Genomic DNA, 25,551 nt, shown 5'->3' with positions numbered 1-25,551 from the left:
TGAACTAAAAAACATGTGCCAAATTGAACATTCTAGGCACAGAAGTTTTGAAAATTTTATCTCCAATATTATCGCCGCTCTTATCGCATATTCATTCTTTGCTAAAAAACCTTCTATAAAATATGATTTGGAGAAAGACGATCAATTAGCTCTGTTTTTATAATCGAACTCGGGTTTATAGGGAATATCAGCAAACCCTTCCGTCCTAACGGATTCAAATTCTCGATAATCTGCTTTAATAAAATTGAAAGAGGTATCTGGTTCGGAAAGGTTATAGTTATACTCTAGCAGAATATTTGTATCTCCAACAGCTAGTCCCAAGAACTCTTTATCGATTTCAGTGAGATAATGATGTCTTTCCTTGGAACAAGATGAGAAAAATACAGCTAATGAGATGATGATGATAATTAATAGGCGTTTCATACGAGAGAGATTTGTATCAAAAATAATAAATATTCTTTGTATCCCTGTATGCATAAGAAAATATTAAAAATTTAGCAGTCTCGATGAGCTGATTTAAAATCAACTCAAGCATTTAGCTTGTAGTATTCACCAATAATTACAATCGTTTGCTAAAAAATCCAAAAAAAGCTCAGAAAAAGCTCTTAATAGGATGTCTACATGGCGGAATTTTCTAATTTTGCTTATTTAAAATCGTTCTAAACTCAATTCTGATTATTTTTATACAGATTGAAGCAAAGAACTTTGTGTTTGAACACATAAAAAAACCTAAATGGAAAAGCATTCGTACTTAAATAATAACCCTGAATTTATTGAGGAGCTTTATCAAAACTACCTTGACGACCCTGATTCTGTGGAAGAGGGCTGGAAGAAATTCTTCGAGGGTTTTGAGTTCAGTAGAAAAAATTATGGTGAAGAAGATACCGTTTCTGCATCTGAATATAAGGTCATCAACCTGATTGAGGATTATAGAAAACGTGGACACCTTTTTACCAAAACCAATCCCGTTCGTACCCGTCGCCAGTATTCGCCAAGTCTAGATATAGAAAACTATGATTTAACTAAGGCTGATCTGGAAAAGGTATTTCAAGCCGGAAATAAGCTAGGAATGGGTCCTGCAAAGCTGAAAGATATTATTATAGCTCTGGAGAAAACCTATTGTGGCTCGGTGGCTGTGGAATATGTATATATTAGAGACACCGAACAGGTATCTTGGCTCAAGGAGAAAATGGAAGCCCGACAGAACAAACCCGAGTTCGTATCTGAAAGAAAACAGAGGATTCTTTATAAACTAACCCAGGCTGTTGGTTTCGAGAAATTCATTCATAGAAAATTCCCCGGTCAGAAACGATTCTCATTGGAAGGTGCCGAAGCTTTAATCCCTGCTTTGGAATCGGTTATTGAAATTGGAGCCGACAAAGGCATTAAAGAATTCATGATTGGAATGGCCCATAGAGGTCGCTTAAATGTGATGGCAAATATTATGAAAAAGCCTTATCACACCATCTTTAGTGAGTTTGCTGGAAATGAATATGACGATACTCACCTTTTAGGCGATGTAAAATATCATCTGGGAGCCACCACAGAAAGAGAAACTTCAAAAGGCCATAAGGTTCGTTTAACTTTATCTCCTAATCCTTCCCATTTGGAAGCCGTAAATCCTTTAGTCGAGGGAATGACGAGAGCCAGAATTGATGATGTAAACAGCGATATTAGCGAAGACAGCATCTCTCCTATTCTGATTCATGGTGATGCCAGTATAGCTGGTCAAGGAGTGGTTTATGAAGTGATACAAATGGCCGAACTAGAAGGTTATAAAACTGGAGGAACCATCCATTTGGTGATTAATAATCAGGTGGGATTCACCACCAATTATTTAGATGCCCGTACTTCTACCTATTGTACCGATGTGGGAAAAACCATTCAGTCACCCATTTTCCATGTGAATGGAGATGATGTGGAAGCAGTAGCTTATACGGTGCAGTTGGCCATGGAATTCCGACAAAGATTTAAGAAAGATGTGTTCATCGATTTACTTTGCTATAGAAAATATGGTCATAACGAAGGTGATGAGCCTCGCTTCACACAGCCTATACTATATAAAGCCATTGAAAAACATCCTGATCCTAGAGTAATTTATGCCAAAAAGCTTTTAGCCGAAAATGCTTTATCTCAAGAAAAGATAGACCAGATGGAAGCTGGCTTTAATGAGCATCTGGAGGAAAGCTTAGAAAAAGCCAAAGAAATTACCAAAGGACATATCAGTAATTTCCTAGAAGAAGAATGGACTGGTATAAGAAAAGCACAGAATAAAGATTTTGATTACTCTCCAGATACCTCAGTGAGTAAAGCATATCTGGAGGAGGTTGGACAAAAAATAACCGCAGTTCCAGAAGGAAAAAATCTGTTTAGAAAGATTGTCCGTCTTCAAAAGACTCGCGAGAACATGTTGTTTAAAGACGACAAGTTGGATTGGGCCATGGGAGAACTTTTGGCCTACGGTACTTTATTAAAAGAAGGCTATCCGGTAAGGATAAGTGGACAAGATGTACAAAGAGGAACTTTCTCTCATCGTCATGCTGTTTTCACTTTGGAAGACAGTGCCGAAACTTATACCCCATTACAAAATATCAGCGAAGATCAAGCTCGTTTTTCTATCTTTAACTCCCTCCTCTCGGAATACGGAGTTTTAGGATTCGAATATGGTTATGCTCTGGCCTCCCCTAATGATTTAACCATTTGGGAAGCTCAGTTTGGTGATTTTGGAAATGGTGCTCAAATTATCTTCGACCAGTTTATCAGTAGTGCTGAAGACAAGTGGAAGGTCATGAACGACTTGGTGGTTTTACTTCCTCATGGTTATGAGGGCCAAGGTCCAGAACATTCTAGTGCCAGAATTGAAAGGTTTTTAACGCTTTGTGCGGAGAATAATATGCAGGTGACCAATCCTACTACTCCCGCAAATATGTTCCATATGCTGCGCCGACAAGTAAAACGAGAATTCCGTAAGCCTTTAATTGTATTTACACCCAAAAGCTTATTGAGACATCCATTGGCGACTTCTACTGTTGATGATTTCACTAATGGTGGATTTAAAGAATTGATAGATGACCAAATAGCTGATGCTAGCAAGGTGACTAAAATTGCATTTTGTAGTGGCAAAATTTATTACGACCTCATTGAAGAAAAAACCAAACTTGGAAATAAGGAACATATTGCCATTATCAGATTAGAGCAATTATATCCTTTACCTATTGTTCAGATAAAAGCGCTGCTGAAGAAATACAGCAATGCCAAAGATTATTTATGGGTACAAGAAGAACCATTCAATATGGGTGCTTGGACTTTTATCAGAAGTGAATTGCATGATCTAGATATTCATATTATTTCACGTCCGGCAACAGGAAGTCCAGCAACAGGAAGTATCAAATTCCACAATATGCAGCAACGTAAAATCATTGAAAAACTTTTTGATGAATGTGGAGAATGCCCAAGAGTTGGAACCGATTGCAAAATGGCTTGTATAGGAAATAACTGGAAAGAAGTTCTAGCAGAAATTGAAAGAGTTAATACTAAATAATATTTCAACTAACTCATAATAAAAACGTTTGCTTTTTGACGTATTTTTAATTATTTTTGTACGTAATTCAATTTCTAATTATTATGGAAACAAAACTGACATTAAGATTAAACGACAATGTTATTGCAAGAGCAAAAATTTATGCTCGTGATCACAAGATAAGCCTGTCTAAAATGATAGAATCATATTTAGATAGTTTAACTGCTCAAAAAAAGGAAAAGGATGATAGTTCTATAACTCCATTAGTTGAAAGCTTAAGTGGTGTAATTGACCTGCCAGCAGATTTTGACCACAAAAAAGAATATGGTGATTATTTAGAAGAAAAATATAAATGAAAAACCTATTTTTAGATACTAATATCGTCATAGATTTGTTGTCACAAAGACAACCGTTTTATCAGGAAGCGGCAGATCTTTTTTCATTAGCAGATAAAAAAATAATAGAATTATCTGTTTCGTCACTGACAATTGCGAATACGAGCTATATCCTTTTGAAACAAATGAATGGTAAAAAAGCAAAATCGATTTTACGAAAACTTCGTTTGATTGTAAAAGTTTTACCACTTGATGATAAAATAATTGGCTTGGCTCTAAATGATGAAATGTTTACTGATTTTGAAGATGCACTTCAATATTTTACAGCTTTAGAAAATGGAAAAGATTTTATAATAACAAGAAATTTGAAAGATTTTAAAAACTCGAGAATACCGACAATTACTGCAAATCAGTTTATGGAGGTCATCAACAATTAAAAAATAGAATTTGGCCATTTACACAAGCTAAATGACCATTTTACAAATGATAAAAAAAACTTGGGCGCTTCAACAGGCCAGTCTAGCTAAGTAGCCAGATAGACTCAGTGACCAAATACAGAGTAAAGAATTATAATAATGCATGGACACTTCGACTCTGCTCAGTGGCCATAAAAAACAGTCTAATGATTATAGATATTATAGTCCCTACACCGGGAGAATCCATAAGCGAAGTTCAAATAGCCAGTTGGTTAGTTGAAAATGGCGCAGGCGTGGCCAAAAACATGGAAATTTTAGAGGTTGACTCCGACAAAGCAACATTAAGCATAACTGCTGAAGCTACTGGAAAGATTGAAATTCTGGTGGAAGAAGGCGAAACCGTAGATGTGGGTTCTGTAATTGCACGAATTGACACCGATGCAAAAGTTGAAATTGCTGAAGCTTCGGCGCCTGCTCCTTTAGAAGCGAAAGAAGAAAAAGCTCCAGAAACAAAAACAGAGGAGGCTCCAAAAGACGAAAAGAAAGCCAAGCCTGCTAATGATAGCTTTGATTTCAAATTATCTCCATTGGCAAGAAAACTAATAGAGGAGGAAAATATTGACGCATCAGAGTTGGAAGCCTTCTATAAATCATTACGTGTTGGAGTAAAGGATATTGAGTTCTTTAAAAATGCTAAAGCTAATGCCCCTGCAGCATCAACTAAAGCCAGTAAGGATAGCTGGGAAGGTGGACGAGAGCAAAAGGTTCAAAAAATGAGCATGCTTCGAAAGAAATTGGCCCAAAGGTTGGTGAGTGTTAAAAACGAAACCGCCATGCTCACCACTTTTAATGAGGTGAATATGACGCCTATCTTCGAAATCAGAAAGAAATACAAGGAGCAATTCAAAGAAACCCATGGTGTGGGTTTAGGCTTTATGTCCTTCTTTACCAAAGCTTGTACCATTGCCATGAAACAATTTCCACAAATCAATTCCATGATTGACGGCGACCAAGTGGTGAGTTTTGAATATACTGATGTCAGTATAGCGGTAAGTTCGCCAAAAGGCCTTGTGGTACCTGTGGTTCGCAATGCAGAAATGATGAGCTTGGCCGAAATAGAAGCCGATATCAAGCGATTGGCCATAAAAGCTCGTGACGGCAAACTCAGCCTCGACGAAATGACTGGTGGAACCTTTACCATTACCAACGGAGGAGTCTTTGGATCTATGCTTTCTACTCCTATTATCAACCCTCCTCAATCTGCCATTTTGGGAATGCATAATATTGTGGAACGCCCCATAGCAGTGAAAGGAAAAGTCGAAATTCATCCCATTATGTATGTGGCCTTAAGCTACGATCACAGAATAGTTGATGGAAGAGAGAGCGTTGGTTTCTTGGTAAAAGTAAAAGAGTTGCTCGAGAATCCTGAGAAGATGTTGTTTGATGGCGCTGAGCCTGTGGCTGAGCTGTTGGGGGTTTAAGTTTTCTAATAAAACCAAAAAAAACGGCTTTGCATTAAATGTGAAGCCGTTTTTTTGTATTTCATTTCTTGCTTTATTCTATCTTTGTCTGTTGAAAAAATCTCAAATTGGCTAAGACAAAAAGAATCGATATCTTGTTTTTTGCATATCTCAGTATAAGCACCTTGTTTCTGCTTATATCTAGTGGTAATGTGCAAAATATAGAATTATTAATAGGCCTTCGAGTCTTACTCGTTCCTGCTATTTTTGCTCTTATTTACTTCTCTAAAAAAAATCCAAATCCATTTCTTAGACTCCTCAGGAATACGTATCCATTAATTATTAGTGGCTATTTCTACTCTGAGACTGTAAATTACAATAAACTTTTCTTCGATAATTTAGACCCCTATTTGGTTAAAACAGAATCCGCTATTTTTGGAATACAACCCAGTATTGAATTTTCTGGCTTCTTTTCTAATCTTCTATTTAGTGAATTGATGTATATGGGCTACTTCTCATTTTATTTGTTAATTGTGTTTTTTATCCTCTATGTTTATTTTAAAAAGAGAGATTATTTTAAGGAGGCTGTTTTCAAACTCACTGCTTCACTTTATATTTTCTATTTTATCTTTTGTTTATTTCCATCAGCAGGGCCTCAATTTCACTTTTCTCCTCCTGAGAGTATCCTCCCCAATGGATTTCTTTTTAAAGAAATAATGGATTTTATACAAAAAATGGCCGAAAAGCCCACTGGTGCTTTTCCCAGTTCTCATGTGGGAATTTCTATCATTATTTTAATACTTTCTAAAAAAAGGTTTCCTCCATTTTTCAAGATGGCTTGGCCTTTTGTCATTATCCTTATTTTCTCAACGGTCTATATTAAAGCTCATTATGCCATAGATATTATTGGAGGATTGTTGATTGCTCCAATTATCTTATATTTATCCGATTTTTCATACCAAATCCCACCTTGGAATCAACAAAAATCAAATACACAAGTCAAATTAGACCATGATTAAAATTAAAGAAGTTGTTTCTAGAAAGGATTTGAAGACTTTTATTCACCTTCCTTTCCTCATTCATAAAAATCATAAGGAGTGGCTCCCTCCTCTCATTCAAGACGAATGGAAAGTTTTCGATGCCAAGAAAAACCATTCTTTCGAACAATGTGATACTATTCTCCTTCTCGCAGAAAAAGATGGAAAAACAGTGGGTAGAGTGATGGGAATCATCAATCATTCTTATAATTCTGGGCACAACGAAAAAAACGCAAGATTTTGTTTCGCTGAAACCTTTGAGGATGTCGAGGTTTATACCTCATTATTACAATCCTTAGAGAAGTGGGCCAAAGAGAAAGGAATGGAAAAGATGGTGGGTCCTTTAGGGTTTTCAGATAAGGATCCCCAAGGATATTTGGTGGAGGGATTTGAAGATCCCATGTCGGTAATGGTGACCAATTGTAGTTTCCCCTATATGGTAGATTTTACTAAAAAAAATGGCTATACCAAAAAGCTAGATCTCTTCGAATACCGTATGGATATTCCAAGTGTCATTCCTGAATTTTATGCTAAAGCGGCTGAACGAGTTCAAACGCGCGGTTTCAAGATTTTAGAATTCAATAAATCGAAAAATGTAAGGCCTTATGTAAAACCTGTTTTCGATCTCATCAACGAAACCTATACGGATATCTATGGTTTTGCACCCCTTCAAGAGATAGAAGCTAAGGAGTTTTCGGAGCGCTTTCTCCCTATGCTCAATGCCGATTTTATCAAAATCGTAGCTGATGAAGAAGATAAGATTGTCGCATTTGTGGTGGCCATGCCCGATATCAGCCAAGGTTTCAGAAAAGCCAATGGTCACCTATTTCCTTTTGGATTTATTCATATTCTTCGTTCTTTTAAAAAAGCACATCAACTGAATCTATTATTAGGTTGCGTAAAAGACAATATCCGTAATTCTGGAATAGATGCTTTAATGGCGGTAAGCTTATTTGAATCTGCTAAGAAGGCAAAACTGAAGGTTTTAGACAGTCATTTAATTATGGAAGAGAATACGAAAATGCGGGCTTTAATGGAGAGACTAGATGCTATCGTGTATAAAAAGTATAGAATTTATGAGAAACCTTTATAATATTATTGTAAGAAAAAATAGAGACTCATTGTTTTAAATAAAGTATATTTGAATTAAATATATATCGGGATACTATTAAAAAACCAAGACTCAACTTAGAATTATAAAGACCATTAAAAGAGCATGATAGAGCCTAAAATACCACAAAATGAAATTAAGAGACTAGAGGAGTTAAAGAAATATTCCATCTTGGACACCATGCCTGAGAAAGAATATGATGATATTACAGCTCTTGCTTCTTATATTTGCAGAACCCCTATTTCCCTTATTAGCTTGATTGATGACGACCGACAATGGTTTAAATCGAGGCATGGATTAGATGCAGAATCCACCCCCAGAAATGTTGCCTTTTGTGCTCACGCCATTAATCATAAGGACCAGTTGATGATTGTTCCAGATTCAAGAGATGATAAAAGGTTTCATGACAATCCCTTAGTAACTGGTGCTCCAAACGTTGTCTTTTATGCGGGTATTCCATTAGTAAGCTCCGAAGGTTATCCTGTTGGAACCCTATGTGTGATTGATCACGAACCCAAAGAACTTGATGAGGCCCAGCAAAAAGCTTTAATCACACTTAGTAATCAAGTGATAGAATTATTTGAAGCTCGTAGAAAAACGATGGAACTCAATATTAAACTCTACGAACTTGGTATTCAAAACGAAGCCCTAGACAATTTTGCCAGAATAGCGGCTCACGATATTAAGTCTCCTCTTAATAATATTATCCAGCTTTCGGCTTTATTTAAAGCCATGTATAAAGATGCGGTAGATCCCAAGGCTATACAAGTTTTGGATGTCATAAGTAATTCATCATCGAAACTTACTGGCCTTATTGATGGTATATTGGAATATAGCAGAAACACCAAACTACTGTCCACTGATAAATCGGAAGTGAAAGTATATCAAACCATAAATGAACTTATTGACAACAGTTTTCATCAATTTAAAAAATACACTCAATTCAAACTAAATATTGATGAAAGTCTAAGCATTTTCAGTAATAAAACAGCCTTTCAACAGATCCTCATCAACTTAATTTCCAATGGAATAAAGTATAATGACCATGAGGAGGTTATCATAAGCATTTCAGCCAAAGAAGAAAATGGATTTTTTCATTTTAATGTGATTGACAATGGAAAAGGTATACGAGAAGATGAGATAGAAAAAGTATTCGATATCTTTCAAACCACTTCAAATACCGACAAGTCTGGCAGTTATGGAACAGGAATAGGTTTGGCCACAGTAAAATCTATTGTAGAGGGATTGGGAGGAGAAATATCAGTAAGATCAGTTGTAGGCAAAGGTTCCAACTTTGAATTCAATATAAAAAAACAGGTATAATCTCTAGAAGGTCACTTTTGTAATCGGTATTATTATTAAGCTTATCTTTGCAGCAGAATACAAACCCTCCCATAAATATCATTCAAATCTTTTTCTGGGAATAACAATAATAATTTTAAATGCAATTTAAAGAACTAGACCTCATTGCGCCTATACTTAAGGCTCTTGATGAGGAAAATTATGTAGAGCCTACGCTTATACAAGAAAAATCAATTCCCCTCATTTTAGCTAAAAATGATGTTTTAGGAAGTGCCCAAACAGGAACAGGGAAAACAGCGGCTTTTGCCATCCCCATCCTGCAACACCTGTTTATTGATAGAAGAGACAATAATAAGTCAAGAAAAATAAATGCCCTTATCATTACCCCAACTCGTGAACTGGCCATACAAATTGGCGAAAGTTTTACAGCTTATGGAAAACATACTGGACTAAGGAATACGGTGGTTTTTGGTGGTGTAAATCAAAAACCCCAAACCAATGCCCTCAGAAATGGTATCGACATATTAGTGGCCACTCCTGGTCGCTTGTTAGATCTCATGGATCAGGGATATATTAGTTTAAAAGACATTAAGTATTTTGTACTGGATGAAGCCGACAGAATGCTAGACATGGGATTTATCCATGATATAAGAAAGATCATTGCTAAGCTACCAGCTGAAAGGCAATCATTGTTTTTCTCTGCCACCATGCCAGAAAATATTGTAGAATTATCAAGGAAAATTCTGCATAATCCAAAAAAAGTAGAAGTGAGTCCAACTTCCTCTACTGCTAAGCTAATTAAGCAATACCTATACTATACCAACAAGGCAAGCAAACCAAACCTTTTGCTTCACATTCTCAAAGACAAAGAGATTAAACAAGTTTTACTTTTCTCTAGAACCAAACATGGTTCTGATAGAGTTGCTAGGAACCTACAAAAGAAAAATGTAGATGCTGCAGCTATTCACGGGGATAAATCACAAAACCAAAGGCAAAGAGCTTTAGCTGATTTTAAAAATGGTAAACTTCGAGTTCTAGTAGCTACAGATATTGCAGCCAGGGGTATCGATATTGATAAACTGAAATATGTTATCAATTACGACATTCCCAATATTGCCGAAACATATGTACACAGAATTGGTCGTTCTGGAAGAGCTGGAGAGAATGGCAATGCTATTTCTATTTGTGAGCCAGAAGAAAATGCATTTGTTAGAGATATAGAAAAGCTCATCAATAAAAAACTTATTGTTATTGAAGATAATCCATTTCCTCAGACCGATAAGGTAATGAATAATGCAGAGAAAAAAGAGCTTGAAAAAGAAAAGCAAAGAAAGAAAAGAGAGTTTTTCGCTAATAGGGATAAGAAAAAGCAGGGTAATTCTCGCTTTTCTAAGTCTGACAAAAAGAAAAGTGGTTTTAGAAACCGATAAACTGAAACCCGAGCTTAACCAAAAAAAACGAGAAGATTATCTATTTAATCTTCTCGTTTCTTCTTTAAACCTTAGCTTAGCATCCAAAAGAATTAGGAAACTCTATCAATTCCCAAAACCATCATCAAGCGCACTACCAAAGGAATATGTTTAGCAGGAAAGATCAAGTGATGATTCCCCAAACTTTGATTCTTGAGGAGGCTAGATTGAGCCATTGTTGTTTTAAATTCGATTTGAGTACGACAAGCAAAATCGTGATCTGGTGTATTAATAATATCGCCTTGGAGTAGCATAAATTTGTCCAACTGATTATTTACTCTAAATACACCAACTCCTTGCTTTTCAAACTTTCCTCTTACGGCGGTACCGACTCCTGTTTCAAAATGCGTAGTAATGTCAAAAGACTTTAGAAGGTTAAGTGGAGCAGTACAATGAGCCAATAGAATTTGGTCTTCCTTAATTTCTGCTACATTAGCTTGCCAAGGAATGACTCCCGAAACGGATTTAATGAGCATTTTTCCTAGCATACTACAAATATCACCTTCACATGCTGCAATGGTATCATTATTATTCAATACAGCTAAAGGCAAGCAAGCAGTCACCTTATCGCGCATGACCATGGAAAAGCACTCCACACTGATAGCAGAAATACCTCTTTGCTTCACCATTTCTTCCAATAGGGTATAAACTTTGGCTGTTTCTTGAAGCTTTTCAGGATTAAAATCGGGAAAATATTTTAAGAAATCCAGAGAAGATTCCTTTTGTTTATAGTCCCCTATTTCTTCCCATGGCAATCTCAAAAGCTCAACTCCTAGCTTCTCTTTTACCAATTTGGTCTCTACATCGGAGATGATTAACCAATCAGAAACTTCACCAATCAAAGCTGCTTTCTGCCTCGCCAAAGAATCGAGAGCTGCATTCACCTTTTGAACCTCCTCAAATTCTTGATAAGCATGAGGTGCAAACATATCAATAATACTGGCTCTTTTGCCTTTGCTTCTTAAGTAAGCTGCAATTTCAATGGTTGCAGCATAAGAATTACTCTCCCTATGGCAAAGCAATGTTATATTTTGAAAATCTTTGGTTAATCTCACTGCATTTTGCTCAGAACCTCCACTAGCAATAAATAGTAATTGACCTTCATCTTCCTTAAAAGTATGTTTATTAATTTTAAAGAAATCGTTGAGGATAACTACAGAACGGTTTTTCAATTCCTGATTAGTGATATCGCTAGATAGATAGGCTATATTATAATTCATGAGCATTTTTTATTTTATTGTAGCCTACAAAATTAGTTCATATTTCAGTTTGGGAACACAAAAAATAAAGAAGCAGACTCTATTTTTATTTGAGATAAATAGAATTAAAAAATCGACCTTTCTCAAAAAGAAAAAGGCCGATTCAAACTAATATTTTCTCCAAAATCAAAAAATCGAAAATATGTTAAGCGAGAAGTGTTACTTAAAATTCATAGCCTAAAGTAAGGCCAATGTATTTGTTGTTTGGCGTTGAATCTACTTTGTCAAATTGAGTAAATCCTAATCCCATTCTAAGATCTAGAACTAAGTTTTGTTTTCCAACAGGATATTTCATTCCAAACCCTAAAATTCCACCTAATTCAAAATCTTCTGTTTGGTCTTTCATATCGATGGTCTGATCGCTAATCTCCACTTCCGACTGCAATAAAAAAGCTGCATAAGGCCCCAAGTTCACATTAAACTTTAAGGCTGTTTTATCACTTTTACCTAAGGAATATTTAAATAATACAGGAACCGAAAGGTAATCATACTTTAACGTGGCATCATCAGTTTTTCCACCCTTTTGATCATAATTCAATTCTGCTTGAAAGGAAACCTTATCATTTAAAGTATAATTTCCAAAGACTCCCACAGTTAAACCTGTTCTGATATTATTATTATTAGCATAATCTGCAATCTCTGATTGAACTGCAAAATTAGCTCCAGCTTTTACACCGTAATGTGCTTTTTGTGCAAATGCTCCTAAGGATACGATTAGTGATAATGTAATCACTAGCGCTTGTTTTTTTAAATTATTCATCTTTTTATTTTTTGTACTATAATTGTTTCTAATATAATCTTTTTGACCTATTATGTTTTATAGTCATATTAAGATCCAAAAAAAAGCCAATATAAACTATTTGACTATTTTTGTGTTTCGGTGCAAATTTATAACAAATATTTGAATTGGAAAGCAATTTTTAAAAAAAATAATTCATTAGATTTTCCATGCCCCACATGGTGGATTTAATAATCTCCTATATTTGCAGCCATAGCAAGGGTTTTTCGTTAAGAAGAAAATCTAGAACATCCTCACTAACTAAAACAAACTCCATGGTAATTCTTAAAAAAGCTATCCCTATCTTAGCATTGATCTTTATCATGACAGGTAATTTGGGCTTTTCTCAGACTAAAGTTGATTCCATAATATCCGAAATTGACACCACTAAGAACCTATATAGAAAAACAACCAAACAACTACATATAGCAGAGTCCTATATGAGAGACAGGCCACATGATGCCATTGAGTACGCAGAGTCTGCTTTGAATAATTCGCTTTTACTAAAAGATACCATGCTTATCCTTAATGCCTATAAATCACTTATCATATCTTTCTCAGGCACCAACGGTTGTGACCAAGTAAAAGACTATTATCCTTTCGGATTTACTTATGCCAGAACAGCAAAAGACAGTGCAAGTTATTATGCCGACATGGGTGTTGTATTTACCATTTGCGGAAACCTCAGGGAAGCTGAAGTAAATTATCATAAAGCCATGTTGCTTTACAAACAGATGGATGACAAAATAAATGTAGCTGTATTGATGACCAACATGGGAGTGACGTATGCAAGAAATGGGCAATACTACCAAGCTTCTTCTAATTATCTTAAAGCACTTCAAATAAGCGAAGAAATGAAAGATGAGGAAAGTATAGCCACGACCTATCAAAATATGGGTGAGGTAATGGCCTTACAAAAGCAATATGATAAAGCAGTTGGCTATTATAACTCTGCATTAAATATATACCAGAAACATAAAAACCAAGCTGATATGGCAGCGGTGTATCTAAATTTAGGGCAGATTTATATTGAACAAGAAGAATGGGATGTTGCAAAGCATTATTTAAATAGATCCTATGTGATTGATACCGCACAAAACCTACTGCATTTAGAATCGCTAGCTTTAAAACAACTAGGGATCACATACTTAAAAGCAGATGAATTCATCAGTGCTCAAAGGCTTGTCTCAGCAGCTCTTTATATACAATATTTACACAATTATAGTTCTTTAATTCCCGAAACAGCTACCCTCTTAGCTGAAATATATTATAAACAGGGTAAGTATACGGAAGCATTAAATATTTTAAATAATAGTGAATATACAACAAAAGAAATAGGTGATACCAATTTACTCTCGAGAATCTATTTATTAAAATCATCTATTTTAGACATTCTCAACCAGCATGACAAAGCCTATAAATACCTTAAAAACTCCGTGAAAATATCTGATAGTATTTTTAATATTGAAAGCTCCAAAAGCATCATGAACCTAGAATTAGCCTATCAGACAGAAAAAAAAGAAAAACAGATTGACGAACTAAAATTTAATGATTCCCTTCGTCAGGAGCAATTGAAAAGCAAATCCATTCAACTTTATCTACTAATAGTTATAGCTATCCTCATCTTAATTATCATGATCTACGTCCTATTATATATTAGGAGGAGGCACTTTAAAGAAACAGAGCAAAGAGAAAAACAATTCCTGCAAGATAGATTTGAAGCAGAAGAACGAGCCAAAGACAAGATAGCACGAGATTTACATGACGACATAGGAGGTCAGATGATTGGAATGATCCTCCAATTTCAATCGGCCAATAAGTTGGACGAAAAAGAAATAGGTCAATTACAAAATATCTATATGGATGTTAGGAGGCTATCGCACAGCTTAAACGAACCTATTTTTAGTGAGATTACATTACAAGAGAAAATCAGAAATTACCTGTCAGAACTCAAAGCACACGCCCCTTTTCAAACCCAATTTATTGATGATTTCAGCCCAAAATGGGATACTATTCTAGGTTATCAAGATTTACAAAGAAATCTATATAGAATTATTCAAGAGCAGCTGACTAATACTTTAAAACATGCCCAAGCTACAGAAGTAGATATACAACTTTTAAACGAGGATCAGCACTTAATAATGATATATGAAGACAATGGAATTGGATTGGATTCAGTAGAATCCAAAGATGGCCAATTAAAATTTAACACCATCCGAAAAAGGGTCAAACTTTTTACAGGAGAATTCGAGTTCAATAGTCAAAAAGGACATGGGGTATTTATGATGATTAGAATCCCACTTCAATTCAAAAAATAGAAATTCCAAGTCAGAAGAAATCCAGTTCTACGAAATTCATATATCTTTGCCGCAACCGATATACATAAACCAGCATGAGAAAATCAATAAAAATATTAATCTGTGATGACCACGAACTTATTCTTACTGGAATAAGGCAAGTGCTCAGTGGTCACTCTTTCGTTGATTCTGTGGTATCTGTACATGATGGAATAGAAGCTCAAAAGGCACTTAAAAATAATGTTTTTCATGTGGTTATCTCAGATGTATCCATGCCCGAAATGGATGGCATTAGTTTGAGTGAATACATCAAAACGGAGTATCCCGACATTAAACTCATCATGTTAACTCAGTTTACGGATATGCAAGTTTTAAAACAACTCCTTAAAAACAATGTGGATGGCATTCTATTAAAAGGTGGTAGCAGCAACGAAATAATAGATGCCGTAGAAAAAGTATGTAAAGGGCAAAAATGCTATAGCAATACCATTATGCATGTACTTGCTGATTTATATGCAGGAGACAATCAAAATACTGAAATATTGGTTAAACTTTCCAAGCGTGAACAGCAAGTTTTGGACCTAATAGCAGAAGAACAAACCAATAAAGAAATATCAGAATCACTATTTATCAGCGTTCCTACAGTGGAAACCTACCGAAGAAATCTTTTTAGAAAATTTGAAGTAAAAAACTCTGTAGGCCTTATCAGAAGGGCTATGCGCTTAGGATTTGTTTCTTAAAAACCCTCCTCTCTCCTTTTTTTCCTCATAAAAACCTCATGGTATACCATGAAATATAGCTTTCATTGTAAACACGATGTTTTGCCTTTGTTGCATGCCATACATTTGTCAACGAGATTTAAAAATATCCTTTAAAAACATAGGTATGAATAAAACAACAAACATTTTTATCAAAATTTTAGCCTCGCTAATGATGCTTGTAACTGTTCAGGTTTCTGCTCAGAACATGCACATTATCGGTGATGAAGCTATTGAAACTAATTACCCACCCAATACTCAAGTATTTGACTACGTATGGTCTTCTATGATGTATACTAGTGAAGAGGCTGGGGATGCAAAGACTATTACCAAAATCGCTTTTGATCAAACCACAGATTATGAAGGGTATTGGGAATATGCAGTCCTTGAAAACCAGAAAGTATATGTTAAACTAACTACTGATGAAGACTTTGGGACTTTAGCATACGAAGACCCAGAAAATAGTGTAAATGGATACACAAAAGTATTTGATGGAACCATTCAATTCAACTTAGGATGGTCTGAAATTACGCTAAGCACTCCTCTTGTATACGATGGTACTAGCTCAATTATAGTACATTACGAAAATCACAGAGGTACTACTGCTCCTATCGTTAATGTAAAGTTTAATGCTTCAACTATAAGCGATGACTTGTTTAAAACTGTTGGAGCAGACGATAACTTCCCAACAGAGTTTGGTACTTTCATGAATCAACGTCCAAACATTGCTCTTATTTATGAAGGAGATGGACCTTCCACACCAGTAAACCCCATGCCAGCCAATAACAGCTATAAAGCTAAAGTAGATACAGACTTAGAGTTCTTTATTGGCGATAATACAAGTTCTTATGATGTTTATTTTGGGACTAATAATCCACCAACCGAAATTTTACAAGCTGATGTTGCTGTTTCTGGTTCTGGAACTTATAGCATTAACCCTTCTGAAGTATTAGGCAATCTATTAGAGCCTCATACTAAATACTATTGGCAAGTGGTAGCCAAAGATGGTGGCGCTACTGCTAGTTCGCAAGTTTGGAACATATACACCCAAGGTGTTATACAAGATTTCCCTTATTTTACATCTTTTGAAGACCAACCCATTAACCCAATGTATGCAGATACTATTGATTGGTCTTGGCCAATAGCAGGTGCTGCAAATTGGAGAATGCTAGATTATGATGCATTCAATGGAACCTATTCTGTTGCCTGTAATGTTTGGGGAGATTATACAGATGAATACTCTCTAGTTTCTCCACGTATGTATCTTCCAGCTAACCAAAGAGTAAAATTTAGATGGAAAATGACTGGTGACCCAGCGAATATCAATATGTATTTTGATATAACTACTGACGGTGGTGCTACATGGACTCAGCTCAATGAATTCCAACCTGCTGAAGAAATGAGTGAGTTTGATCAACTCATTGTAAACCTTGCTGGATATGAAGGCAATAATGTAAATTTAAGATGGAGATACGAAACTAATGCAGGTTTTATACCTAATTATTTTATTATGGATGACTTAGCCATAGAAAATGCTCCAACTTCAGCTGTTATTCAAATTGATGTTCCTAACCTATATTTTCCAAATTTAGCAGTAGGCGCACAAACCTACCTTCCTTTAGAAGTTAGTAATATTGGCGTTGAAGACTTAGTAATAACGGGTTCTACAGCAAGCGCTCCATTTAGTATTACTGCTCCTGATGCCATTGCTCCAGGTACCACTGATATTGTTTATGTAAATATGGAAGCCACTAATGTTGGAGACTTCTTCCTAAGTTTTGAATTCACAGGTGATTTCGCAGGAAATTCAAATGTTGATGTGAATGGTTCTGTTTATCAAATAGATTATAACTTCTACGAAAATGCAGATGTTTCCCTTGATTTACCAGAAAACTGGAATGTAATTCGTACAACTGACCCTTATGATGAGTTTACTAATGTGGAGATCAAACAAACCGGATATGATGCATATTCTGCTCCAAATGCCTTCCGAATGATGAAGATGAATGATATTGAATCTCCTTTAATGCTTGTCACAGAAGGCGTTGGAGGATATAGTGCTAATTCATTAACTTTTTATGCCAAGAAAAACTATCCAGAATATGATTGTGTACTCCAAATTGGTACCACAAACGATCCCCTACATGCAGAAGCATTCACACCAGTTCATACTATTGAATTAACAAATGAGTATCAATTCTTTGAATTTGATCTTCCTAGCTCAAGTACAGATCCTTATATTGCTTTCAAATTTCTAAACGGACAGTATGCTGCAGCAATTTGGATGGATGATATATCTTGGGATGAGCAAGGTGCCTATCCTCCATATTGCCCTAACCTAACATTCCCATTGGCTGATGCATCAGATATCGATGTGATGATGGGCTTAGAGTTAACATGGTCAAGTGCTGGTGGAAATCCAACTGGATATATCTTATCTTACGGAACCAATCCAGAGGCTAATAACATCTTAGACGCCCAAGATGTAGGTGATGTTATTTCTTATCAACTACCTAGCATTCCTGCCTATGGTTCAGAGATTTATTGGAAAGTGATAGCTTATAATGCCTATGGAGAATCTACTGGTTGTGGAACCTATTCTTTCACTATCATGAATGATCCGATGGTTACCGTTCCTTATTCTGAGAATTTTGATGACTTAGACGCCTTTGCTGAGCAAATGTATCCTTTAGGTTATTCTCATGAGAATGCAAATAATGACAATTTCCCTTGGGATGTTATTTCTGACGTTGCAACTCCAGGTATGGCTCATACCACACCAAATGCGATGCACATGTTATTCTCATTAAATCAAATGGATGATTATCTATTTACTCCTCCTGTATATCTTACTGCTGGAACAAACTATGACTTTTCATTCTGGTTCAGAACCATGGGTGATGCATGGGTGCCAGAACCAATTGAGAAACTTAAAGTATTCATGGGCAATGATAATAATAGTACAGCTATGACTACTGAGATTTTCAAAAATGAAAATCTTGATAACCAAGATTGGGAAAAAGCAACAGTAAGCTTTAATGTAAGCACTACAGGCGAATATTTCTTCTCTTTCTATGGGTATAGTGATCCAAACCAAGGTATCTTACTAGTTGATGATGTGGCTATTGATTTTTCTATATCTGTTTCAGATATGACTAAAAACAATGTTTCTATCTATCCAAACCCTGCTACTGACTTTGTTAGTATCAACAGTGATGAAGAAATAGATAATATTAAAGTATATAGCATGAATGGTAGCTTATTATTTGAGGAGTCTTATAAGGCAAACCAAGTAAATATTGAAACATCTAGCTTAACTACAGGTGCTTATATGTTGGTATTAGAAACTAAAAGAGAAACGATTAGACGAAAGTTAATTATTAAATAGAGTTAGTTAATAGAGTGTTAGTCAGTTTGTGTAAGCTGTGCGGTATTTATCGCACAGCTTTTTTCGTTTCCCATTTTCTTAAAAAAAATGATTAATCTCGTAATACAAAAACATGTGGCTAGCTTATTGACCAACAATCTAAACGACCTTTTTTATCGTAAAATCAATTGAAACAAGATACTTAGAGAAAAGCTAGTTTGTAGCTGTGTTTAAGTTTTAAGCTGCTTTGCTTACTATTTCAATATGTCTGACTCCGGTAATTCAATATACATTTCTGGGTCTAGGTAGGGAATGGGTTCTTTTATTCGAAGTCTATGTTTATATAAAATAGCTGACTTCCTTTTCATCTCATCAAGTTTCCTAATCTTTCTTTTTTTAGTTGGAAATACTTCTTTCATTGCAACAAACTCTTTTTCTATCAATAAAGGTATCAAATACTCTTTAAGTCCTGAGAACCTACATGAATCAAGGCTCTTATTTACTGGTAAAATCTCATATCCTTTGGGGAAAATTTGACTTATGTAGTCCATTTCTTCAGCACTTGGATAAGAAAGAGGAAGAAATGGTTTTGAACTATAAGGTGAAAGAATAATTGCTATATATGTTTTATTAGGCAAAAGATCTGCTTCCAAGAGGCATATTTGATGACTATAGTACCAAAAAAGATGCTCTCCTGGCTCACATTCATAATACATATATTCTCCCCATTTCTTTTTATCTAAAAAAACATTCCCATCAAAAAAATGGACAGAGAAAAATTCATCTTCAGGATATACATCAGGACTTTCTATAATACAGGGATAGGTACTATCAATATCTATATACACCCAAACAAAATAAACTAAGGACTTTCCTTCACTAGGCTTCTTCAACTCTTGTCCAAAACAAACTAGAGGCAACAATAAGCTCAAAAAAACCATGTAGTTTATTCGGTTTCTCATTGGAGATATTTTTCTGGAATTTCAATAAACATATCGGGAGTAATAATAGGATTATCTGTTTCATGACTATTCATGATTCTCAAATACCTCATTCCTTCTTTAATCTTCTCTGAAAGTTTCTCTTCTTCAAATTTCAATTCTTCGATAGTATATTCTTTCTTTTCATAGTATTTTACATGATCTAAAACCATGGTTTTTCTTTTCTCAAAATCTTTATGATTCTTATCTAATACAGTTAGTTTTACATCAGCTTTAAAAGCTCCCATTTTTGTTTTTGCATCAATAAAGTAAATTTTCCCGACTTGTAAGTCCGCATTAACTAGACTCATGCCCTCCGACAATGCCCAAAAGGAATGAACACCGGGTACACATTCATAGGCTAAATATTGTTCACCATCTATTTTTCCAATATAATTTTCATCATCAAAAAACTTAAAGTTTATTGCAGAACCTAAAACACTGGTTCTAGTAAAATACACCAATGCCTTACCTTCACTGGGTTGAACAAAATTTTGGCCAAATAAAATGGAATTAAATAGAATAAATGAGACCAGAATAAATAATTGCTTTTTCATAAGTTGAAAAGATGATAGATTATAAATGACTGTTTATACGCACAAATATAGAGCAAAATAATCTCAACTTCATCATGCAAAGAATAGTATATTCAAATTATATAAACCAGATTTAAATTATTAGCATGACAGTTATTATCATTAGTATTTCTGATTACAAAGCCTTTAATTTGTTTTTCTATAAAAGGGGAAAGCAAAAGGTTAAAAAGACAGCCTTTTAATAAATTAATGAGAAGATTTTCAATTACCGACAAACTAATCATTGCTTCATTGGCATTGAGTATCATCACTATTCTCATAGTGGCCTCCTATTCCTTTACCAATGCTAAGGAAGCTATTCTCAATAGAACCTTCAGCCAGTTAACCTCCGTAAGAGTGATTAAATCCAATTTACTGGATCAGTTCTTTTCTAATTGCATTAAGGAAATACAAATAGCAAAATCATCCTCCGATATCATTGAAATTACCAAGCAACTAAACCAGCTTAAAACAGATCCTTCTAAAAATTCCGATCTTATTCAAGAACATGAATTATTTATCAATCAAATTCAGGAGAATTTTTATCATCGGATTTTTATCATCGGAGAAAATCAAAATATTTGCACCTTAAAAGCTGGCAAAGAAAAAGACCAAGAACTTTCTGATATTCTAAATAATCAACAATTACTTCATCCTGACGATCTCAATATCACTGATATTCAAAAGCTAGACAGTAGTTTATCTGTCTTGAGGATTTCGGCTCCAATAACAGATGACACTGGCCATAAACTCGGGATGATACTTTTTGAAATCTCGTCCAACTCCATCGACTCCATCATGCTAGAATACAATCCTGCTCATGGTTTAGGAATTTCGGGGGAGTCTTATTTAGTTGGACCAGACTATTTATTAAGATCCTCCTCTAGATTTCAATTCAATTCTGTTTTAAAAACAAGAGTAAAAACTCGGGCAGTTGAGCAAGCTTTAGCTGGACAAGCAGGAATGGATATTATTGAGGATTACAGAGGAATAGAAGTATTGAGTTCCTATGGGAAATTAGATCTTCCACAGCTCGATTGGGCTATTCTCTCAGAGATAGATTATAAAGAAGCTACCATACCTATTTATCGAATCCGAAACGAGATCATCTTTATCAGTATCTTTATTTTCTTTCTGGTTTTGGCTGTTATTTATATTCTATCACGTAGAATCACCATTCCCATTCAGAATCTCAATCAAGCCGCAAAGGCTATTGGAGCCGGGAATTTGAATATCGATATAAAAACCAATCTCAATGATGAAATTGGAGAGCTCACCAACTCTTTCAATCAGATGGCTCTGGAATTAAAAGCGGAGCGAATAAAGAGCTTAGGATCGCTTATAGATGGACAAGAAACAGAACGTCAAAGGCTATCTAGAGAACTTCACGACAGTCTGGGTCAATCTTTAATTGGCTTAAAACTAAAATATGAAAGTTGCATTAATCGCTCTGAGATAAATGCAAAAGAGCAGAAGAACTTCACCGAATTGGCGCTGTTATTTGACAGTACCATTGAAGAAACCAGAAGAATCTCCAATAACCTCATGCCTGCTGCACTTAAGGCATTTGGTCTATTCTCTGCCATCAGACATCTTTGCAATGAGATTGCTGAAAGCAGTAAAATAAAGATCCATTTAGACATACTAGGCAAAGACCATATTCTCGATGACAAGATAAAAACTTATGTTTTCAGGCTCACTCAAGAAGCCATTACCAATATCCTGAAACATTCACAATCGAATGAAGCGTGGATTTTAATTCACATCCATTTATCTGAGATAAAACTACAATATAAAGATGATGGAATTGGTTTTTCTATGGATGAATCCATTAAATTTACCAGCCATGGAATTAACAATATGAAAGATAGGGTGAAGCTTCTTTCTGGCGACATCCAAATTATTTCTGCGCCACAAAAAGGAACAGAAATCAATATCAGCATTCCATTAAATACAACAGAAAATGAATAAGATTAAAATCATACTTGTAGACGATCACCAATTGGTTAGAGATGGTATAAAATCATTAATTTCTGATAGTTTTGGTATTGATATTATTGGAGAAGCCTCAAATAGCGTGGAACTTTTTAAGCAACTCCACCAAGTGATGCCCGATGTTATTTTAATGGATATTTCTTTACCTAATATGTCTGGCATCGAAATCACTAAAATCTTAAAAAAGGACTATCCCAAGATAAAAATCCTCATGCTCTCCATGTATACCTCTGAGGATTTCATTTTTAATGGACTTAAGGCTGGCATTAATGGATACTTACCCAAAAACACCACTCGCGACGAGCTCCTTTTGGCCATAGAAGAAGTTCATAATGGCCGTGAGTACTTCAGCAAATCTATTTCCAATATCATATTGAAAAGCTTTGTGAATAGTGCCAAATATGGTAATAATGCCAATGACGATAAAATGAGTATTCTCACCAAAAGAGAGACGGAGATCTTAAAATTGGTGGTAGAAGGCGTCAGCAATCAGCATATCGCGGATCAACTTTTTATCAGTATTAGAACTGTAGAAACTCATAAAACCAGCATCATGAAAAAGCTAGAACTCAATAATACCATAGACTTGGTGAAATTTGCCATCAAAAATAAAATCATAGAATTATAGAATTTATTCCCTTTTACACAGGAGGTTCATCACTACAAAACCTCCTCCTTCCTTGATTCACCTAAAAAGCTACGGAGTCCCCGTATCTGAGAATACGCGAGCGCCTAATTGTCTATTTTCCTGATCCTCCTCACTTTTGCTACAATCAATTATAAAATTTGAAGCAATGAGAAGATATAAAATGATGATGGTTTTAGTACTGGCATTTACCATGTTAGGAACGAACTTATCTTGGGCACAAGAGGAAACGACAAGCGACGAAAGTCCCTTGAGCTTAAATGTAGACTTAATGAGTAGGTATATTTGGAGAGGTCAGGACTTTGGCGCTGCTCCTAGCATTCAACCAGGTGTTAGTTATAGTAAATGGGGATTCACTTTAGGAGCATGGGGAGCCTATACCTTCAATAATGTGAATACTGGAGTTCAAGAAGCTGATTTATACTTAAGCTATAGCATTAATGATATGTTTAGCGTAACAGTAACCGATTACTTCTTCCCTGATGAAGCATCCGATTATAATTATTTCGATTATAAAGACAAATCTACGGGTCATGTATTTGAAGGAACCATAGCATTCAATGGAACTGAAAAACTTCCTCTATCTATTTTACTAGCTACCAATTTCTATGGCGCCGATGCCAGAAGAATGAATGATGATGAAACTGTAGGTAGCATCCAATACTCCACCTATGCTGAATTGGCCTATGCTTTTAAACACTTCGATTTGTTTATGGGTTTTAACCTAACAACTCCAGATGCAGACAAAGGAGAATCAGGATATTATGGAGATTCTTTTGGTGTGGTAAACCTTGGTATTTCTGCTAGTAGAGAAATTAAAATTACCGAGAATTTCAGTTTACCATTAAATATAGCCCTCATTACAAACCCACAAAAAGAAAAGATTTATTTAGTTGCTGGATTTAATTTCTAAGCAATTTATTAACCAAATACAAAAAATAAAATCATGGATTTCAATACAGGAACAACAACATTTATGATTCTTTGTACCAGTTTGGTCATGCTGATGACACCTGGACTTGCATTCTTCTATGGAGGATTAGCAGGAAAAAGAAACATCTTAGGAATTATGATGCAGACCTTTGTATCATTAGGAATTACCACAATGATGTGGGTAATGGTGGGCTATTCGCTTTGCTTTAGCGGTGGAGAAGGCGGAATTATTGGAAATTTCGATTGGGCTTTCTTAGCTAATATCCCTTTTGACAACCCCTATGCAGGCGCAGATGGTCAATATCCAGAATACATCTTTATTGCTTACCAAATGATGTTTGCCATCATTACTCCAGCCCTTATTACAGGAGCTTTTGTAAACCGTGTCACTTTTAAAGCCTACCTTATCTTCTTAGTAGTTTGGCAGTTATTTGTTTACTATCCTTTCGTTCACATGATTTGGGGTGGTGGACTATTAGCAGAATGGGGTGTACTTGACTTTGCTGGTGGAATTGTGGTACATGCCACAGCAGGTTTTGCAGCCCTTGCCTCAGTTATCTATGTTGGTAAAAGACGTGATACACAAACTCCTCCAAACAGTATTCCTTTGGTAGCCATTGGTACTGGTTTATTATGGTTTGGTTGGTATGGCTTTAATGCCGGTAGCGAATTAAAAGTAGATGCCATTACTACAGCGGCCTTTTTAAATACAGATGTAGCAGCTTCTTTCGCTGCCATCACTTGGTTAATTATAGAATGGACCAGAGAAGGTAAACCTAAGTTTATTGGACTATTAACTGGTGCTGTAGCTGGTTTAGCAACCATTACTCCTGCCGCAGGATTCGTTCCACTTTGGGCAGCTATGGTTATTGGTATTATAGCTGGTTTTGGATGTTACTGGGCCGTTCATTTAAAAAACAAATTAGGATGGGATGATGCATTAGATGTTTGGGGAGTTCACGGAATGGGTGGAGTCTTTGGAACCATTGCGTTAGGAATATTCGCCTCAACAAGTATAAATAGCCAAGCAGGCTTATTAGAAGGAGATACAGCCTTCTTCGTAAAACAATTAGTTGCTGTAGTCGGTGCTTCTGCTTATGCATTCCTTTTCACTTATGTAATGTTGATAGTAATCAATTTTATCACAAGAGTAAAAGTGACCGACGATGAAGAGCATTTAGGCTTAGATGAGTCCCTTCATGGAGAGAAAGCGTATGACGAAGGTGCTTTATAGATTAGTGATTTGATTTATTAACCTCGGAACACGTATGCTGGTCCTCAGCATAAACCCCATTTAACAGTGATGTTAAACA

20 protein-coding genes and 1 pseudogene are annotated in these 25,551 nt (G+C 35.5%); 16 read left to right on the top strand and 5 right to left on the bottom strand.

Translation table 11 applies throughout. The features are described from left to right. A pseudogene (locus HNS40_RS23105) lies at nucleotides 1–163 on the top strand (IS982 family transposase); the annotation flags it as partial. Here HNS40_RS23105 and HNS40_RS07515 read toward each other — a convergent pair. Then, on the bottom strand, nucleotides 142–423 hold the full coding sequence (locus HNS40_RS07515) for a hypothetical protein (protein WP_172279294.1): 282 nt from the start codon (nucleotides 421–423) through the stop codon (nucleotides 142–144). The pseudogene HNS40_RS23105 and the gene HNS40_RS07515 sit on opposite strands and share 22 nt — an antisense overlap. 310 nt (nucleotides 424–733) lie before the next feature. On the opposite strand from HNS40_RS07515, the gene HNS40_RS07510 reads away from it, so the two are divergent. The 8 genes from HNS40_RS07510 (at nucleotide 734) to HNS40_RS07475 (ending at nucleotide 10,611) form a co-directional block, all read left to right on the top strand. Then, nucleotides 734–3,541: a 2-oxoglutarate dehydrogenase E1 component gene (locus HNS40_RS07510; RefSeq protein ID WP_172279292.1), complete on the top strand. Its 2,808-nt coding sequence runs from the start codon at nucleotides 734–736 to the stop codon at nucleotides 3,539–3,541. A gap of 83 nt (nucleotides 3,542–3,624) precedes the next feature. Continuing rightward, a complete protein-coding gene (locus tag HNS40_RS07505) occupies nucleotides 3,625–3,876 on the top strand; it encodes a DUF6364 family protein (RefSeq protein ID WP_172279290.1) in 252 nt (83 codons plus the stop codon). Beyond that, on the top strand, nucleotides 3,873–4,292 hold the full coding sequence (locus HNS40_RS07500; RefSeq protein ID WP_172279288.1) for a PIN domain-containing protein: 420 nt from the start codon (nucleotides 3,873–3,875) through the stop codon (nucleotides 4,290–4,292). The genes HNS40_RS07505 and HNS40_RS07500 overlap by 4 nt, the downstream gene beginning before the upstream one ends. A 185-nt stretch (nucleotides 4,293–4,477) precedes the next feature. After that, complete coding sequence (gene odhB, locus HNS40_RS07495; RefSeq protein ID WP_172279286.1) at nucleotides 4,478–5,752, top strand: 2-oxoglutarate dehydrogenase complex dihydrolipoyllysine-residue succinyltransferase; 1,275 nt, start codon at nucleotides 4,478–4,480, stop codon at nucleotides 5,750–5,752. Nucleotides 5,753–5,859: 107 nt separating this feature from the next. Then, nucleotides 5,860–6,750: a phosphatase PAP2 family protein gene (locus tag HNS40_RS07490; RefSeq protein ID WP_172279284.1), complete on the top strand. Its 891-nt coding sequence runs from the start codon at nucleotides 5,860–5,862 to the stop codon at nucleotides 6,748–6,750. Continuing rightward, a complete protein-coding gene (locus HNS40_RS07485) occupies nucleotides 6,743–7,861 on the top strand; it encodes a hypothetical protein (RefSeq protein WP_172279282.1) in 1,119 nt (372 codons plus the stop codon). The genes HNS40_RS07490 and HNS40_RS07485 overlap by 8 nt, the downstream gene beginning before the upstream one ends. A 123-nt stretch (nucleotides 7,862–7,984) precedes the next feature. Further along, nucleotides 7,985–9,202, top strand: coding sequence for an ATP-binding protein (locus HNS40_RS23485; protein ID WP_172279280.1), 1,218 nt, complete (start codon nucleotides 7,985–7,987; stop codon nucleotides 9,200–9,202). Nucleotides 9,203–9,321: 119 nt separating this feature from the next. Beyond that, the gene (locus tag HNS40_RS07475; protein WP_172279278.1) at nucleotides 9,322–10,611 is read left to right on the top strand and encodes a DEAD/DEAH box helicase; all 1,290 of its coding nucleotides are present in this window, start codon (nucleotides 9,322–9,324) and stop codon (nucleotides 10,609–10,611) included. 92 nt (nucleotides 10,612–10,703) lie between these two features. Here HNS40_RS07475 and HNS40_RS07470 read toward each other — a convergent pair whose 3' ends face one another. Together HNS40_RS07470 and HNS40_RS07465 are read right to left on the bottom strand one after the other, a co-directional pair. Continuing rightward, nucleotides 10,704–11,870: a hypothetical protein gene (locus tag HNS40_RS07470; RefSeq protein ID WP_172279276.1), complete on the bottom strand. Its 1,167-nt coding sequence runs from the start codon at nucleotides 11,868–11,870 to the stop codon at nucleotides 10,704–10,706. A gap of 202 nt (nucleotides 11,871–12,072) precedes the next feature. Next, nucleotides 12,073–12,669, bottom strand: a complete 597-nt coding sequence (locus HNS40_RS07465) for a porin family protein (protein ID WP_172279274.1) — start codon at nucleotides 12,667–12,669, stop codon at nucleotides 12,073–12,075. A gap of 293 nt (nucleotides 12,670–12,962) precedes the next feature. On the opposite strand from HNS40_RS07465, the gene HNS40_RS07460 reads away from it, so the two are divergent. The 3 genes from HNS40_RS07460 (at nucleotide 12,963) to HNS40_RS07450 (ending at nucleotide 19,130) form a co-directional block, all read left to right on the top strand. Beyond that, the gene (locus HNS40_RS07460) at nucleotides 12,963–15,005 is read left to right on the top strand and encodes a tetratricopeptide repeat protein (protein WP_172279272.1); all 2,043 of its coding nucleotides are present in this window, start codon (nucleotides 12,963–12,965) and stop codon (nucleotides 15,003–15,005) included. 74 nt (nucleotides 15,006–15,079) lie between these two features. After that, nucleotides 15,080–15,724 carry a response regulator transcription factor gene (locus tag HNS40_RS07455; RefSeq protein WP_172279270.1) on the top strand — a complete coding sequence of 215 codons (645 nt, stop codon included), beginning with the start codon at nucleotides 15,080–15,082 and terminating at the stop codon, nucleotides 15,722–15,724. 145 nt (nucleotides 15,725–15,869) lie between these two features. Continuing rightward, nucleotides 15,870–19,130 carry a T9SS-dependent choice-of-anchor J family protein gene (locus tag HNS40_RS07450; RefSeq protein ID WP_172279268.1) on the top strand — a complete coding sequence of 1,087 codons (3,261 nt, stop codon included), beginning with the start codon at nucleotides 15,870–15,872 and terminating at the stop codon, nucleotides 19,128–19,130. Between the two features lie 233 nt (nucleotides 19,131–19,363). Here the strand turns inward: HNS40_RS07450 and HNS40_RS07445 are convergent, their stop codons facing one another. Further along, a complete protein-coding gene (locus tag HNS40_RS07445; RefSeq protein WP_172279266.1) occupies nucleotides 19,364–20,071 on the bottom strand; it encodes a hypothetical protein in 708 nt (235 codons plus the stop codon). Beyond that, nucleotides 20,068–20,646 (bottom strand): hypothetical protein, encoded by a 579-nt coding sequence (locus tag HNS40_RS07440; RefSeq protein WP_172279264.1) that lies wholly within the window; start codon nucleotides 20,644–20,646, stop codon nucleotides 20,068–20,070. Before HNS40_RS07440 ends, HNS40_RS07445 begins: the two co-directional genes overlap by 4 nt. A gap of 228 nt (nucleotides 20,647–20,874) precedes the next feature. Here HNS40_RS07440 and HNS40_RS07435 point away from each other — a divergent pair, with 228 nt between their 5' ends. The 4 genes from HNS40_RS07435 to HNS40_RS07420 all read left to right on the top strand — a co-directional run bounded on the left by HNS40_RS07435 (nucleotide 20,875) and on the right by HNS40_RS07420 (nucleotide 25,472). Next, the gene (locus HNS40_RS07435) at nucleotides 20,875–22,635 is read left to right on the top strand and encodes a HAMP domain-containing protein (protein WP_172279262.1); all 1,761 of its coding nucleotides are present in this window, start codon (nucleotides 20,875–20,877) and stop codon (nucleotides 22,633–22,635) included. Further along, entirely contained in the window at nucleotides 22,628–23,287 is a 660-nt protein-coding gene (locus HNS40_RS07430) for a response regulator transcription factor (RefSeq protein WP_172279260.1), read from the top strand. Before HNS40_RS07435 ends, HNS40_RS07430 begins: the two co-directional genes overlap by 8 nt. Nucleotides 23,288–23,453: 166 nt before the next feature. Then, complete coding sequence (locus HNS40_RS07425) at nucleotides 23,454–24,218, top strand: TorF family putative porin (RefSeq protein WP_172279258.1); 765 nt, start codon at nucleotides 23,454–23,456, stop codon at nucleotides 24,216–24,218. Nucleotides 24,219–24,251: 33 nt separating this feature from the next. Continuing rightward, a complete protein-coding gene (locus HNS40_RS07420) occupies nucleotides 24,252–25,472 on the top strand; it encodes an ammonium transporter (protein WP_172279257.1) in 1,221 nt (406 codons plus the stop codon). Nucleotides 25,473–25,551 lie beyond the last annotated feature (79 nt).

The sequence above is a fragment of the Lentimicrobium sp. S6 genome (assembly GCF_013166635.1).
Lineage (GTDB): Bacteria > Bacteroidota > Bacteroidia > Bacteroidales > UBA12170 > UBA12170.
This window is presented reverse-complemented; position numbering and strand designations above follow the sequence as displayed.